The sequence below is a fragment of the Nitrosospira sp. Nl5 genome (genome assembly GCF_900102495.1).
Classification (GTDB): domain Bacteria; phylum Pseudomonadota; class Gammaproteobacteria; order Burkholderiales; family Nitrosomonadaceae; genus Nitrosospira.
Genome location: NZ_FMVQ01000011.1, coordinates 53,821 through 69,547 on the forward strand (window position 1 = coordinate 53,821; position 15,727 = coordinate 69,547).

Genomic DNA, 15,727 nt, shown 5'->3' on the forward strand with positions numbered 1-15,727 from the left:
TTGAACCGCAAGGCTGTCTATTATAGTAGGAATAGTGTTTTATTACGGTTGAATCCGGGGAACATTGCGCGGCAATGGATGATCCGGGTAGGCGGCCGTGGCACAGCCTGCAATTTTTCCACTACACTGATTGATATGAAACCTCTCACTTTTTCCATTCTGCGTTTATTGAGTGATGGCGAATTTCATTCCGGTGTAGCCATCGCGCAGAACCTCGATGTATCGCGCGCCGGGGTTTCCAATGCGCTGCGCGGGCTGGATCAAATCGGCTTGACGGTGCATAAAGTTCATGGCCGGGGCTACCGCCTGCTGGAACCGGTGCAATGGCTGGAGAAAGGCATTATTCTGAAACATCTCGGTGAGGAAGCGAGCAATTTTGACCTCGAAGTGCTGGATACTGTCGAGTCAACCAGCAGCTTGTTGCTGCAAAAAGCTGCCACGGAGTTGAGCTCCCCCAGTACTGGTACTCATGCGGTGGCGACGGAGTTGCAGACAAGCGGACGCGGACGACGCGGGCGACAATGGCATTCCGGGTTGGGGGACGGGCTCGCCTTTTCCCTGTTGTGGCGCTTCCAGCAGGGGGCAAGCTTTCTGTCGGGTTTAAGCCTGGCGGTTGGAGTCGCTATTATCCGTGCACTGAAATCTGCCGGGATCGAAGGTGTAACGCTTAAATGGCCGAACGATGTGATGTTTAACTTCTGTAAGCTGGCGGGCATACTGATCGAACTGCAGGGGGATATGTTTGGCCCTACCGTTGCCGTGATTGGGGTGGGTATGAACCTGAAGTTAGCGGGGAACGTACAGGCTCGCATAGATCAGGGTGCAACAGACGTATTTTCCGCCACGGGTAAAATGCCGGACCGTAATAAATTGCTGGCTGCGCTATTGATTGAGCTCATACTGGTGTTAAGAGAGTTTGAGCACCGAGGCTTTGCTCCGTTCAAGAAAGAATGGACGGATCATCATATTTGCGAAAATAAACCTGTCACGCTTCGCCTACCCGATGGCTCGAGTCAGGAGGGGATGGTGCATGGCGTGACGGATGACGGGTCGTTACTGCTACGAACCTCCGTGGAAACGCGTGGCTACAGCAGTGGCGAGGTCACGCTGTGCAGAATGATATGAAAACTTTCTTACTGGCTGTCGATTCCGGTAATACTCACGTTAAGTGGGGGCTGCATGACGAGCGCAACTGGCTGAAACAAGGGGCCGTGGTCCAAGGCGATCCGGGCGGAAAGGCGCTGCTGGAGCGAGAGTGGCAAGATCTAGGGGAACCCGGATGTATCGTCGTATCCAACGTTGCCGGCCTGCAGGCGAAGGCGGACTTATCCGAGCTGTTTTCACGCTGGAAGGCGGAGCCACAATGGATCATTGCCACCGCATATCAGTGCGGTGTGCGCAATTATTACGCGGATCCTGCACAGCTCGGCAGCGACCGCTGGGCGGCGCTAATCGCCGCGTGGGAGTTGCAACGACAGGGCTGCCTGGTAGTGGACGTTGGCACTGCCATGACCATTGACGCGCTTTCCGACACAGGGGAATTTCTCGGCGGAATAATTACCCCTGGATTTGATCTAATGCGGAAAACCCTGACGGAGAATATAGCGTCGTTGAAATCCGATGGCGGAAGACTTTGCGATTACCCTGACAGCACCGTCGACGCTATATACAGTGGCGCGGTACATGCGCTGGCGGGCGCGGTGGAGCGCATGGCGGTGTTACTCACAACTACGCTGGGCCATGCGCCTGACTGCATCGTCAGTGGCGGTGGAGCCCAGCAGCTACAGCCGCAGCTTAACTTGGATGCAAGGGTAGTGGATAATCTGGTGTTGGACGGGCTCATACTGATTGCCCGGGAGAGCTCTGAAATATCGCCATAAATTTAGAATGCCGATGATATAGTCGAGAATTGATTTTTTGTGGCTGCGCCTGACTTGAACCCAGATAATCCATTAGGCTCTGCAAGCCTACCCGAGTGCTGGCAGCCAGTTTGCGGCCATTTTTGCCGCTGCTCGGCGTCCAAGACCAGGCTATGACTCTCCCACCGACAAGACCGTCTCGCAACCTCCCTCACCATCATCTCGCGTCCTAATGGATTATCTGGGTTAAAAACACATGCCGGTTTTCCAGCACACAACCTTTTACACGACTGCCAACCACTTGCGAGACTTGCCGCCGGCGGACGGAGTGGAGATTGCTTTTGCCGGGCGCTCCAATGCGGGGAAGTCCAGTGCTATTAATTCGCTCACCAATCGTGGGCGTCTTGCTTTCGTCAGTAAAACGCCGGGACGTACGCAGCACATCAACTTCTTTCAACTGGGAAGCGGTCGTTTTCTCGTCGATCTGCCTGGCTACGGTTATGCTAAAGTACCGGCTGAAATCCGTCAGCATTGGGAACATCTGCTCAGCACCTACCTTCAGACTCGGGAATCGCTTCACGGCATGGTGCTTATCATGGACGTGCGGCATCCATTAACCCCGCTGGACCGGCGGATGCTGGCGTGGTTCTCCGCAACTGGAAAACCGGTACATGTATTGCTTACCAAATCGGATAAGCTTAGCCGGGAGCAGGCGGGAAAGATTTTCAGGAATGTGCTGTCTTTTTTACGCGAGACCTATCCGCAAAGCAGCGTACAGTTATTTTCCAGCATGACAAAGGAAGGAGTCGACGAAGCCACTGCCGTACTGGGCAACTGGCTTGGACTGGATACGAATACGCGGGAATTAAATTCCGGTCAAAGTCAAAATAAGCCGAAAATAAAAAACCCCCGGTTAAAGGGGAATAAAACCGGGGGCAAACTACCTTAATAGGGGATTAAGGTACCCGCTCAGGGAGGAAAAGCGGGAGACAATCAAACACCGTCTGCAAGTAAGATAAAGAATTTGCGGACAAGTTCCCGATTTTTTTATTTTTATCAAACTTATTCTTCAAACTATTCTTTTTAGGCCGATCATGCCAACTTTCAGTCAGTTTCCACAGAAGAGGATGCGGCGCATGCGCCGTGACGAATTTTCCCGCCGCCTGATGCGGGAAAATCATTTGCATTCGGATGACCTGATTTATCCAGTCTTCGTGCTGGACGGAAAGGAGCGCGAGGAAACGGTTTCTTCCATGCCAGGAGTGATTCGGCAAAGTCTGGATTTATTGATGTACCGCGCGGAAAAATGCCTGCGGCTCGGTATACCGGCAATTGCTATTTTTCCTGTTATCGGGACTGACTTGAAAAATCTCACTGCCTCCGAGGCGCTTAACCCTATGGGGCTCGTTCCCCGTGTAGTAAACGAGTTGAAGAAGCGCTTTCCCGAGCTTGGCATTATCACCGACGTTGCGCTTGATCCTTACACCAGTCACGGCCAGGACGGGTTGATCGATGCCAGTGGTTATGTAATGAATGAGGAAACCGTAACAGTATTGGCACAACAAGCGGTGATACATGCTCAGGCCGGCGCCGATATCGTAGCCCCATCCGATATGATGGATGGACGCATTGCCGCGATTCGAGCCGCGCTGGAGCGCGAAAGATACCCGCAAACCCGCATTCTCGCTTACGCCGCCAAATATGCTTCCAGTTTCTACGGGCCCTTTCGCGACGCGGTAGGCTCCGCTGGCAGTCTGGGCACGGGAAATAAATACACTTACCAGATGGATCCGGCTAATTCCGACGAGGCATTATGGGAAGTGGGACTGGATCTGGAAGAAGGCGCCGATATGGTGATGGTAAAGCCCGGCATGCCGTACCTCGATATTGTGCGGAGAGTAAAGAGCCAGTTTGGCGCCCCAACTTTTGTCTACCAGGTCAGTGGTGAATATGCCATGCTCAAGGCGGCGTCGCAAAACGGCTGGCTGGACGAAAAAGCTTGTGTTCTTGAATCCCTGCTGGCTTTCAAGCGAGCGGGCGCGGATGGGGTTTTAACATACTATGCGCTGGATGTGGCGGAATGGCTAAAGCAGGAAAACTAGCGCGTATTACAAGACATGTGGAACTGCAACCTAAACTCGCCCTGTGCGAATTCATCCCCTGCGCGAATTCATCATAAATATGAAGATTAAGTGGCACAAAATATCCTTGTAGATAGCCCAGCTAAAAAACGTGTGGAAAACGTGGCCGACTGCCAAGCTCACGTTCATAATTTACCGCGACAATAAGTCGCTTATTATATCTTCCACCGGACTCGCGTTATCCTCGACTTTGTCATCCGCCTCGGGGGGTAACTGCTCCTGCAGAAAATGCTCCGTCATCGTACCTTCGGCTTCCCGCAAGCCGGTTTCGGGATTGATTCTGGCTGTCGTAATGCCTGGCGGGGGTGCATAAACCGCCTTTGGAACACCTTTCAGTACCTTGCTCATATAGCTTATCCACATCGGCAGGGCGGCGTGGCCGCCGGTTTCGTTATTCCCCAACGATTTAGGGTTGTCAAAGCCAATCCAGGCAATGGCGACCAGATCGGCCTGGTAACCGCAAAACCAGGCGTCCACATAATTGCTGGTAGTGCCGGTTTTACCAGCCAGATCGGAGCGACCTAATTGTTTTGCTTTCGTTGCGGTGCCGCGTTGCACCACATCTTGCATGATGCTGGTCATCAAAAAAGCGTTGCGCGGGTCGATGATCTGCTTCGCCTTTTCTGCCGCCAGTGCTGGTTGCGATTGCTCCAAGATATTGCCTTTCACATCCTCTATGCGTTGGATGAAATAGGGGGATACGCGAAAACCTCCATTAGCGAATGCCGCATAGCCCACTGCCATCTGCATCGGTGTAACCGAACCGGCGCCTAACGCCATGGGCAAATAAGGAGGATGCTGCTTTGGATCGAAACCAAAGCGTGCGACATAATCCTGCGCATATTGAATGCCAATTGCCTGGAGAATACGAATTGACACCAGATTCTTGGATTTGGCAAGCCCTTCGCGCATCCGCAGCGGACCTTCGTAATTGCCGTCGAAATTCCTCGGGTCCCATTGCTCGCTTCCCGTTTCCTCCGCAGTGTAGGAGAGCGGCGCATCGTTGATGACCGTTGCTGGCGTGAAGCCTTTTTCCAGGGAAGCGGAATAAATGAATGGCTTGAAACTAGAGCCTGGCTGACGCCATGCCTGTGTGACGTGGTTGAACTGACTGCGATTGAAGTCGAATCCCCCCACCATTGCGCGAATCGTTCCATCTCGCGCATTGATTGAAACAAACGCAGCTTCGACCTGGGGAAGCTGTACAATTTGCCACGCCCCTTTCTCGTTCTTCCGTATCCGGATTAATGACCCCGGGCGAATATGCTGCTGATTGGAGCCTGCATTGCCGGTAAGAAATTTCTGCGCGAACTTGAGGCCATCACTCGTAATCTCAATGATTTCTCCGCCTTTGCGATATGCCTTGACGAACTTCGGGTTGGCGACCAGCGTCACGGCAGCATAAATGTCACCGCTGTCGGCTATCTCCTGTAGCGCATCTTCCAGTATCTCCTCCCGATCCAGATCACTTTTCGCCAGATCGATCACGGCCTCGGGGCCGCGATAGCCGTGACGCCTGTCATAATCCATCACGCCCTGGCGGACCGCCTTATAGGCGGCTTCCTGATCCAGTCGCGTTACCGTGGTATAGACCCTGTAACCTTTGGTGTAGGCATCGTCCTGGAAGCGTTCATACATGGCCTGACGTGCCATTTCCGCCACATGATCCGCACGCATGACGAATTCCTGCGACTCGCGCTTGACACGCACCGGTTGTTTTTCCGCTTCTTTAAACTCCTCGGCAGAGATATAGCCCAGGTCGTGCATGCGCCGCAGGACGTAAAGCTGACGTGCCTTGGCGCGCTTGATGTTGACCACGGGGTTGAAGCGTGATGGGGCTTTGGGAAGGCCGGCGAGCATAGCTGCTTCAGCAAGGTTAATGTCATTCAGGGTTTTACCAAAATAGACCTGTGCCGCGGTAGCGAAACCGTAGGCGCGCTGCCCGAGATAAATCTGGTTGAAGTAAAGTTCGAGAATCTCGTCCTTGCTTAAGCTGTGTTCAATCTTGAATGCGAGCAGCGCTTCACTGAATTTACGGTTCAGTGTTTTCTCCTTGGTCAGGAAAAAATTCCGAGCAACCTGCATTGTAATGGTGCTGGCGCCCTGCCGTACGCCGCCAGACGTGAAATTGGAATACGCCGCGCGCAGTATGCCGGTGTAGTCCACCCCTCCGTGCTGATAGAACCGGTCGTCTTCGGCAGCCAGAATTGCCTGCTTGAGGCGTTGGGGTGCCGTACTGATTTTGACCACCTGGCGACGCTCTTCGCCGAATTCCCCGATCAGGAAGCCTTCCGCGCTGTAGACCCGCAAAGGAATTTTCGGGCGATAATCGGTCAGTGCTTCAAGCGAGGGCAGGGTGGGGATAGTAACCAGCGCTGCAAACCCGGCCAGCAGAATACCGAGCAGACTCAGCGCAAAAAATGCGGCGATCGGGTAAACCCACCACCTGGCTAGCATGTGGGACAAATTTTGAAGAAGGGAGTCAAAATGAATATCTGCAATGATAAGAGGCCGACTTCAATCCTGAATTCAAAAAATATAGCGAGATGAAGTATAAAGTCGAAAACCTTTCGGGGATCGTGAATCCTGATTTTTTGTCGTGGCCAGTTCGCCCGTTCTTGTCGCGGTCTTGCTGAAAGTGTGCAATTATAAAGTATGCGCTGGAAAGAATACGCTATAGATGGTTTTGAATAACAAAAGTGCTGTCAAGCTACGTTCTTATCGCGGAACTGTCGTGCAGCCTGTCGGACTTAAAGGAAATCGGCAGCAAAAGCGCCTGCCCGGTCTATATTCCACCGCTTTTTCTGCCCATAGAACAACTATTGACCTTCAGAATCGCCAAAATCTGGTCCTCGCCCAGTCACTTTTTGGCATCGATTCTTCAAGTCCGGCAGGCCGCCAGCCATGGGAACCCGAGAGATGCGGTTATGAAGTCAGGAAAATAACGTAGGACTTTTCGTTAAAGCGACCAGTACGATATAAAGAAAAACGACCTGAGCCGCTATCCACGCGGAAATTCTCGTTTTCCGGGTTTTTCCGTATTTCAATGCCGTCATGCCGAGCCCGATATAAAGCAACAGTCCAGTGATTTTGGCGCTGAGCCATGAATTATTTATTGGATCCTGGTGGATCATGATGGCCAGCGCAATCGCGCTTGTCAGCAGCACGGTATCCACTACATGCGGTGTAATTTTTACCCAGCGTTGCTGCAGCACGGTGGATTCCTGCATCATCCATATGCCACGCAAAGAAAACAGCAGATAACTGATTGCAACGCTGGTGACATGAATCATCTTTAGGCTTGCATAGCCCATGCTTATTCTCCGGGTAGCATCCAGCCATGGCTGCCTGCTACCGCACCGGCGACGGCAACCAGGCTCAAGCTCAGCATCATCCAGTGCATGCGCTGCATCCGCGCAAAAGTCTTTGCCGCGTCGTGCTCCGCCGTATCCTTAACCTGCCGCCGCAGCACAAATGGTTCCACCACAAATAGCATCAAGGTAAAGAGTAGCCATACCAGGACCATGGCGTGCATCCACCAGAAGCGGAGTTCGGCAAAACGGCTCCATGCATTGAGTAGATGCACCATGTAGAAACCGCTCAAGCCGACAAGCAATGTGGTAAACCGTGCTTGAGGAGCGAAGCGGCTTTCGACACGGCTGAAAAACTCCGTTCTTTCGGATGCCGATCTCATTTGTGTCATAGCGGGAATCAGCACGGTGGTGACCATCGCCACGCCGCCGATCCACAATACCACGCCCAGCACATGCAGTACTCTGGCAAGTGCGAATTCATCCATAAAAGGTAATCTCCTTACGTTGCCCGCTTTTTCCGCTTATCCTGCTCACAATGACACATCCCGCTTTTGACTCTGGTTCATCCACGGAATTCAATAGCGGTGATTGCATCAGCGCGGCACTCGCCTGGTATGCATCGTGCCGCGCGCTTCGTCACTTGTGTTATACGCGCTGTTTCCCCACGCACATGGTCACGCGCGAGCAAACCGGTTACCTTTTCCTTGTCATCGCTAAAGTGATAGGTATCGAATTTTCCGGTGCCGGCGCGGGGTCGGGAAGTTCCACATCCTTGTCGATCAGGTTTTGCCGAAGCGCTTGTCCGTCAACCAACCGCCCATCTCAAGTTCAGTATTTGGGATCGGATTCTTTTCAAGAATGAGCAGGAATAGGAAAGCTTACCACCGCTGCGTCTGATGGCTTCGCCTAGCCGGCATTAATCCAGTGCCTCGGCATTAAATGCGTCGCAGGCCGCGAGGTCGGATTCCTCGCAGGCGGGAAGTTGTGCCGCCAGATCGCGCAAGGCGGTGCGCAGGCCTTCCTCCAGGACCGGGTGGTAAAAGGGCAGACGCAGCAGGTCCCGCACAGTGAGTGAGCGACCAATGGCCAGCGCCAACAGGTGCGCCATGTGCTCCCCGGCGGGAGCGCACATTTCGGCCCCCAGCAGCCGCCCGCTTTCCGGCTCGGCGTAGAGGTGCAGGATACCGCTGTTGCGCTGACCGGCGCGGGCGCGGCCCTGATGCTCGAAACGCACTTCTCCCGTCAGGATTTTTTTTCCGTCGAGTGCCTGAAAACGGCTTCCTATGATTGCGATATTGGGATCAGCAAAGGTTATTGCAAGCGGCGTTCGACGTGCGAAGTGGGTGGGAGCAGAGCGGGTGGCATTGATTCCGGCGATATATCCCCCATCGGCCGCCTCGTGCAACAAGGGGATCTGGTCATTAGCGTCGCCGGCCATGAATACCGGGAGATCGGCCACTTGCATGGTATGAGGATTAACGAACGGCAGGCCCTGCTCATCGAGTTCTATACCCAGCCTCTCAAGCCCGAGGCCGTCAATATTGGGGCGCCGGCCCAAGGCGACAAGTACGCGGTCAACCGCAACCTCCATCGTTCCGGCCCGTACTCGCACGCCTTCGCTTACCACGTCCAGGTAAGCTCTTCCCCCGGGGTACACGGGGAATTCACGTCCCAAGAGGTCGAGGGCAACAGAACTGATTTGCGGATCGCTCAATCCGGCGATAGTGGTGCCGCAACCAAATGCCGTTACATTCACGCCCAACCGAGAAATAGCCTGAGCCATCTCAACGCCGATGGGTCCCAATCCCACCACTGCCATACGCGGAGGCAGGGTTTCCTGCTCGAATAACGTGTCTGTCGTCAGTAATTGCTTGTCTGGAACACGCCAGGATGCCGGAACGACAGGGTGTGACCCAGTAGCGATAATGATGTTGCGCGCCTGGAGCTCTCGTCCGTTTACTTCCAGCCTGCCAACACCGAGCAGGCGCGCGCGGCCAGAGACGGCGCATTCGCCCAGAGCGTCTGTCGCCTTTAGCGTGCTAGCGACAAAATCATCACGCAGTCGACGTACACGCCGCAGCACGGCAGCGAGATCGAGCGCGAGATTGTCCGCGCCCCGAATACCGAATTCCTCGAAAGTACCGCGACGGTGAAAGGCGTTGGCGGCCTCGATCAGCAATTTGGAGGGCATGCAGCCTACTCTGGCGCAGATCGTTCCCCAGGGCCCGTCGTTGATGAGGACAAAATTGCGGGTACGCTTCTTTACCTCTCGCAACGCGGCCAGGCCCGCACTGCCGGCTCCCACAATTATGACGTCAAATATCTTGCTCATAGGGATTTCTTTCCGGGATTATCCGAGCATTCACTTGAATTTCCCAGTGGACAATTGAAGTCGGAAGGTGAAATTTATCGCCGTCAATTAATCACCACTGAAGCGCGGCTATTCCTATTAACAGGATGGAAGAAAGTGCCATATCGCGGCCGCTCATTGAGAGAACCGCACTAAAATCGTGGATTCCCCCGGAGGCGGGTTTTCAACCACCTACAACTATGTGCTATTGCTTAGGGTATCCGGGGAGGGGTATGCTCCACTTTGTTACCTGTTGCTTTGGATTTATTCCTGCTTTGGATTTATTCCCCGCCAACGGCGTTCGGCTGTGGCAGGATTGTACCGAATGGTACGTCATCGTTATTTGCGTTCGCCGTATCGGAAATGTGCGGTTTGGGCTTGGATCGGGTGGCCAGCCACTCGCGGGAACTCTTTTGCGCTTGCGCAAGTTGTTTGGTACTGAGAGACCGCATGACTTCGTCACGCACCGCCACCGCCTTCTGGATGCCGCCAGCGGCGGCAAGATTGAGCCACATATAACTCTGCACCTGATCAGTAGTAAGACCATAGCCGGTGCGATAGATGAGGCCCAGCTCATACTGTGCAAGGGCGTACCCCTGTTCGGCCGCCAATTTAAGCCATTTTGCCGCTTCCGTGAAATCTTGCAGGGCGCCATTTCCGGTCAGGTACAGCAGGCCAAGTTTGTACTGCGCATCGCTATTTCCCTTTTCCGCATTCTCCTGATACAACTGGACAGCGAAACGATGGCCATCCGGGTGCGTCTCCGTTCGTGGGATAGCTGGCTTTGCATCGGTGGCTGTTCGCGCACCATTAGAGGAGGGGGCGTCAAGTGCAGTCGCTGCATTCAGGGGTGCCATGTGACCACGATTCGACTTGGCAGCTTCATGGATGGCGGATTGCTCCGACTTCATCTCTGGCGCTAGCGCAACATAGTCGTCAGACATATTACTCTCTATAATCAGCCAGATGAGGCCAAAAAATAAGGCGCTCCCGGTTAGCATTGCCCCCGCTGCCACATAAGCATTGGGGTTTCTCACCCAAAATCGTTCCTTGCATTCGTGGCAACGTATTGGTCTGAGGAACAGCATACCTATGGTTCGCTCGCCACGCCGCACACGAGACCTGTGCGTCTTCTCACTTCCGCACTTAATGCATTTCGCGTACATAATATTTCCGTTTTTTTTGCTGTTCTGCTTGAAAATGGCAGATATTCTTGCTCTTTCGGGTAGTCTAAGTATTGCCTGACCGGGCGTCAACTGGCTGAAAGGCTCGGCAATACCAAGCTTTCAACAAAGTTTGAAGCGGTCAACACCCAACACCGATATGGCAATACGGTATCAGTCCTAAATCCCGGCGCCCCCATCGAACATCTCATTGCGAATCTGCGCCTGGGAAATGCTGCTGCCCGGCGGAACGCTGCGTGTGAGCCAGACGTTTCCGCCGATAGTCGAACCACGGCCGATGGTAATGCGGCCAAGAATAGTGGCGCCGGCATAAATGACGACATCGTCCTCGACGACGGGATGCCTGATGTTGCCCTTAACCAGCGCGCCGTGCTCATCCACCGGAAAGCGCTTGGCGCCGAGGGTGACGGCCTGATAGAGGCGTACATGTTCGCCAATGATAGCGGTTTCGCCGATGACTACCCCGGTGCCGTGATCAATGAAAAAACTGCCGGCGATCTGCGCGCCCGGATGAATCTCGATGCCGGTGGACGAATGGGCAATTTCGGAAATCATGCGGGCAATCAAGGGAGCGCCCAGACAATGCAATTCATGGGCGAGCCGATAATGGGTGATAGCGGTAATACCGGGGTAGCAGACCAATACTTCATCAATGCTTCGCGCAGCTGGGTCGCCCTCGTAAGCTGCCTGAATGTCGCTTTCCAGCAAACTGCGTATGCGCGGCAGCCGTTTGGCAAATGCTCGCGTAATGGCGGAAGCCCGCTCACGATCGGCATTGCTTATGGCCTCGAGACCGGATACAAAGCGCAGTTCACGGCGCACCTGTACCAGCAAATCCCGGAGGGTTACATCCAGCATATGCCCAACGTAATAATCAACACTCTCATCGGTAAGTTCAGGTAGCCCCAAACGGTTCGGAAAGAGCACAGCACTCAGTCCCTCGGCGATACCAACCAGTGCCTTGCGCGAGGGAAGCTTGGGCGGTCTGTCGCGTCTCTGCCGGCTTTCCAGCGATTCCACACGTAGAGTGCGCAGCTCCGCAACGACCGTATCGATTTCCAGGCCTGCTTTTTTCAATGGTGAATGTCCCGCTTTTTGGAGTTTTGCCATTATATTGCCAAGCCCTGAATGTCAAACACATCCTCAAAAAGGCTCGAACTCAGGTAGCGTTCTCCAGAATCCGGCAGGATGACAACGATCGTTTTGTCCGTATTTTCCAAGCGATTGGCATATCGTGCCGCCACCGCTACAGCGGCGCCGCATGAAACGCCGGAAATAACGCCTTCCTCACGCGCAAGGCGGCGCGCGTAGCGTACTGCTTCTTCGTTGCTGACTTGCTCGATTTCATCGACGAGTGAAAGATCCACGTTTTCCGGAACAAAGCCTGCTCCGATCCCTGGAATCATGTGCGGCCCCGCTTTCAGCGGCTCCCCGGCTCGCTGTTGGGTGAGTACGGGGCTGGCCGATGGTTCGACCGCGACCGAAATAATTGCTTTGCCCTGGGTCTTCTTGATATAGCGCGAGACACCCGTTATGGTCCCACCCGTGCCCACGCCGGAAACAAAAATATCAATAGCGCCTTCAGTGTCGTTCCATATCTCCGGTCCCGTCGTTCGCTCATGAACGGCCGGGTTGGCAGGATTCTTGAATTGCTGAAGTAGCACATACCGGTCAGGCTCGGAGGCCACGATTTCCTCGGCTTTCGCTACTGCGCCCTTCATGCCGTACGCGCCTTCCGTCAAAATTAGTTTTGCGCCATAGGCAACGAGCAGTTTGCGGCGTTCGAGGCTCATGGTTTCAGGCATGGTCAAGGTCAATGGTATCCCACGCGCGGCGGCGACGAATGCCAGCGCAATGCCGGTGTTGCCGCTGGTCGGTTCCACCAGTTCTTTTCCGGAATAAAGTAGCCCGCGGGATATTGCGTCCTCGATCATTGCGGTGCCGATGCGGCATTTTACCGAGTACGATGGGTTGCGCCCTTCGATCTTGGCCAATACTGTCGCTGACGCGCCGTCGATGATGCGGTTGAGCCGAATCAGAGGAGTGTGCCCGATGGATTGCGAGTTATCTTTAAACCAACGAGGCATTCTGAGAATTCCTTCAGTATGGGTTGCGCACTCATTCATGCCGAGGATATAAGGTACGCACAGGAAATCAAGTCAACCCGTCTCGGGCGGCAGGGACTCGGAAGCCACGAAGGCGTCCACTCAAACCCGTGACGTATCTGGTAACGATACTTGGCGTTGGCGGCAGGATTTCGAATTCAGTTAGCGAATTTCTTCTTCAATTTGATACTTATGATCGCACTACGGCCATCTGACATTGTGCCTCCGCATGGCTAAGTGGTCAACAACGGGTTATGAATATCAATAAGTTTTAAGAGCTTATGGGTGCGCTGCGTCAAGCTGATCATAAAAAGGAAAACGGAGAAACCTTGCGGAGTTGATTATAATGGTGAGCTTTCGCTAAATTTCCGCTATCTGCCACAATAGAGCGCTAATACTTATGACTGCAATTGTGGTGCAAGGTTTTTCCGGAAATGAACAAATTCATTTGAGCTGGGTGCTGACGTATATCGCAACAGTGGAACAAAGAGTGGTACCGCATTGCATTGCACAGGGGCTTCGAGGGGAGTTCACGGCAGTCCAAGCGTAGGGTTTTGAAGAGGCGCTTATCGGTGAAGGTTATTCCTGGGGTATGGTGTGAACTTTCTTGATCTTCCAGCGGTTAAGACCGCTCAGGGAATAGTGCGCCTGCCCGGTTCGAAGAGTATTTCCAATCGCGTTTTGTTGCTCGCCGCGCTGGCGGATGGCGTGACCGTTATACACGATTTGCTTGCTTCCGATGATACAGCACGAATGCTGGACGCGCTTAAAGCGTTAGGCGTGCTCATCGTCAAGATCGACGGAAATGACTATCGCGTGCAGGGGGTGGGCGGGCAGTTTTCCATGCGTTTTCCGGTCAACGAGGCGAATTTATTTTTGGGCAATGCGGGCACGGTTTTTCGTCCGCTGACTGCTGTGCTGGCGCTGGCGCAGGGACGTTACCGGTTAACCGGCGTAGCGCGTATGCACAAACGCCCCATTGGCGATCTGGTGGATGCGCTACGCCAATTGGGTGCGGATATCACTTATCTCGGTGAGGAGGGCTTCCCTCCACTGCAAATCAAACCCGCCGGCATCCATGCAACAGCGATAACAGTGAATGGAAGTATATCCAGCCAATTCCTGACCGGTCTGCTGATGGCCTTGCCCCTGGCCGGACCGATCGCTGACAGAGCACGGACGATAACGGTGACGGGAGAGTTGATCTCGCGGCCTTATATCGAACTGACCATTGCGCTGATGGCCCGTTTTGGCGTACAGGTAGAGCAGGAAGAATGGCGCCGCTTTGTTCTGCACGGCGGGCAGCGCTATCGCAGTCCCGGCCAGATATTTGTCGAGGGGGACGCATCCTCCGCCTCATATTTCCTCGCCGCGGGTGCTATCGGTGCCGGCCCGGTACGGGTGGAAGGGGTAGGGCAAGGCAGTTTTCAGGGAGACGCCCGTTTTGCTGAGGTACTGAAAAAAATGGGAGCGCGAATCAGGCTGGGAGATAATTGGATCGAGGCGCGCTCGCCGGAATCCGGCTCTCTGCGAGCGATTGAATTTGACTGCAATCATATTCCCGATGCTGCCATGACGCTTGCAATGGCGGCGTTGTTTGCCAAGGGCACTACCACGCTGCGGAATATCGCCAGTTGGCGGGTAAAAGAAACTGACCGCCTCGCGGCGATGGCGAAAGAGTTGCGCAAGCTGGGCGCCGCAGTGGATGAGGGGCCGGATTTTCTGCGTGTTACGCCGCCAGATGGGAGTCTTACCGCGCACGCGGTAATTGATACCTATGATGACCATCGTATGGCCATGTGCTTCTCGCTCGCATCCTTCGGCGCCCCCATCCGTATCAACGAGCCAGATTGCGTAGCGAAGACGTTTCCCGATTATTTCGAAAAGTTCGCGGCAATAGTCGGAGTTTGATCCGACATCGTTCTCCAGATAGAAGTTTAACCGAGGTTTTTTCATGAACGTCAATGATATTCCCGTTATCGCAATTGACGGACCCTCCGCGTCGGGCAAAGGCACGGTTGCACAACGCGTGGCAGGAAAACTGGGATTTCATTATCTCGACAGCGGCGCTCTTTATCGCCTGGTGGCATTGGCGGGCATGCGATCGCGAGTCGATCTGGCCGATGAAAAAGTGCTTAGCGACATCGCCGCACGCCTTGATGTCGTTTTTGTCGATGCGGAGATTCTATTGGGAAACGTAAACGTTACTGACGCAATCCGCGTGGAAGCGTGCGGCAATGTGGCGTCCAAAGTTGCTGCATATCCGCAAGTCAGAACGGCGTTATTGGAGCGGCAGCGCGCATTTCGCCAACTCCCTGGTCTCGTAGCGGATGGCCGTGACATGGGATCGGTAGTATTTCCTGATGCCATTCTCAAGATATTTCTTACCGCAAGCGCTGAAGCGCGCGCGCAAAGACGGTATAAACAGTTGATGGAGAAAGGGATAGATGCTAATATCTCCACCCTTTTGCAGGATATACGGGAACGCGACGCACGCGACAGCAGTCGTGGCGTGGCACCCTTGCGGCAGGGCGTCGATACACGTTTACTGGATACGACTTCGCTCGATATCGAACAAGCGGTGGATAGCGTACTGAAGCAATACGCCGAATGTGCAAAAGGGCATCTCTAAAATTCAAGATTCCGGGATTAACGCAGTAGAAGTAGAATTTGCGGCGGAAAAATCAGGATTTATAGAGGCAGCCAAAGGGTGTTTGATTACACGGCATTGTCCGCCACCTTCTTCATAGGGCGAGGGAGCCAGTAATTCAGAC

At 54.0% G+C, this 15,727-nt stretch carries 13 protein-coding genes; 6 read left to right on the plus strand and 7 right to left on the minus strand.

The annotated features are described in order from the left end of the window. Positions 1 to 135: 135 nt before the first annotated feature. The 4 genes from BLP45_RS10965 to hemB all read left to right on the plus strand — a co-directional run bounded on the left by BLP45_RS10965 (position 136) and on the right by hemB (position 3,961). On the plus strand, positions 136 to 1,125 hold the full coding sequence (locus tag BLP45_RS10965) for a biotin--[acetyl-CoA-carboxylase] ligase (protein WP_090372558.1): 990 nt from the start codon (positions 136 to 138) through the stop codon (positions 1,123 to 1,125). Further along, complete coding sequence (locus tag BLP45_RS10970) at positions 1,122 to 1,880, plus strand: type III pantothenate kinase (RefSeq protein ID WP_090372518.1); 759 nt, start codon at positions 1,122 to 1,124, stop codon at positions 1,878 to 1,880. Before BLP45_RS10965 ends, BLP45_RS10970 begins: the two co-directional genes overlap by 4 nt. A 235-nt stretch (positions 1,881 to 2,115) precedes the next feature. Next, on the plus strand, positions 2,116 to 2,808 hold the full coding sequence (gene yihA / locus BLP45_RS10975) for a ribosome biogenesis GTP-binding protein YihA/YsxC (protein WP_090372519.1): 693 nt from the start codon (positions 2,116 to 2,118) through the stop codon (positions 2,806 to 2,808). A 145-nt stretch (positions 2,809 to 2,953) separates the two neighbouring features. Then, positions 2,954 to 3,961 carry a porphobilinogen synthase gene (gene hemB / locus BLP45_RS10980; protein WP_090372520.1) on the plus strand — a complete coding sequence of 336 codons (1,008 nt, stop codon included), beginning with the start codon at positions 2,954 to 2,956 and terminating at the stop codon, positions 3,959 to 3,961. A 171-nt stretch (positions 3,962 to 4,132) separates the two neighbouring features. On the opposite strand, the gene BLP45_RS10985 is transcribed toward hemB, so the two are convergent. The 7 genes from BLP45_RS10985 to cysK all read right to left on the minus strand — a co-directional run bounded on the left by BLP45_RS10985 (position 4,133) and on the right by cysK (position 12,935). Continuing rightward, positions 4,133 to 6,457 (minus strand): penicillin-binding protein 1A, encoded by a 2,325-nt coding sequence (locus BLP45_RS10985; RefSeq protein WP_090372521.1) that lies wholly within the window; start codon positions 6,455 to 6,457, stop codon positions 4,133 to 4,135. Positions 6,458 to 6,933: 476 nt separating this feature from the next. Beyond that, positions 6,934 to 7,314: a SirB2 family protein gene (locus BLP45_RS10995; RefSeq protein ID WP_090372523.1), complete on the minus strand. Its 381-nt coding sequence runs from the start codon at positions 7,312 to 7,314 to the stop codon at positions 6,934 to 6,936. Positions 7,315 to 7,316: 2 nt separating this feature from the next. Further along, positions 7,317 to 7,799, minus strand: a complete 483-nt coding sequence (locus BLP45_RS11000; protein WP_090372524.1) for a hypothetical protein — start codon at positions 7,797 to 7,799, stop codon at positions 7,317 to 7,319. A gap of 431 nt (positions 7,800 to 8,230) precedes the next feature. Then, the gene (locus BLP45_RS11005) at positions 8,231 to 9,646 is read right to left on the minus strand and encodes a dihydrolipoyl dehydrogenase (protein ID WP_090372525.1); all 1,416 of its coding nucleotides are present in this window, start codon (positions 9,644 to 9,646) and stop codon (positions 8,231 to 8,233) included. A gap of 299 nt (positions 9,647 to 9,945) precedes the next feature. Beyond that, positions 9,946 to 10,701 carry a tetratricopeptide repeat protein gene (locus BLP45_RS11010; RefSeq protein ID WP_256327788.1) on the minus strand — a complete coding sequence of 252 codons (756 nt, stop codon included), beginning with the start codon at positions 10,699 to 10,701 and terminating at the stop codon, positions 9,946 to 9,948. Positions 10,702 to 11,007: 306 nt separating this feature from the next. Next, on the minus strand, positions 11,008 to 11,958 hold the full coding sequence (gene epsC, locus BLP45_RS11015; protein WP_090372526.1) for a serine O-acetyltransferase EpsC: 951 nt from the start codon (positions 11,956 to 11,958) through the stop codon (positions 11,008 to 11,010). Then, positions 11,958 to 12,935 carry a cysteine synthase A gene (cysK, locus tag BLP45_RS11020; RefSeq protein WP_090372527.1) on the minus strand — a complete coding sequence of 326 codons (978 nt, stop codon included), beginning with the start codon at positions 12,933 to 12,935 and terminating at the stop codon, positions 11,958 to 11,960. Before cysK ends, epsC begins: the two co-directional genes overlap by 1 nt. A gap of 615 nt (positions 12,936 to 13,550) precedes the next feature. On the opposite strand from cysK, the gene aroA reads away from it, so the two are divergent. Beyond that, positions 13,551 to 14,864 (plus strand): 3-phosphoshikimate 1-carboxyvinyltransferase, encoded by a 1,314-nt coding sequence (gene aroA / locus BLP45_RS11025; RefSeq protein ID WP_090372528.1) that lies wholly within the window; start codon positions 13,551 to 13,553, stop codon positions 14,862 to 14,864. A gap of 43 nt (positions 14,865 to 14,907) precedes the next feature. Further along, a complete protein-coding gene (gene cmk / locus BLP45_RS11030) occupies positions 14,908 to 15,585 on the plus strand; it encodes a (d)CMP kinase (protein ID WP_090372529.1) in 678 nt (225 codons plus the stop codon). The last annotated feature ends 142 nt before the right edge of the window (positions 15,586 to 15,727 follow it).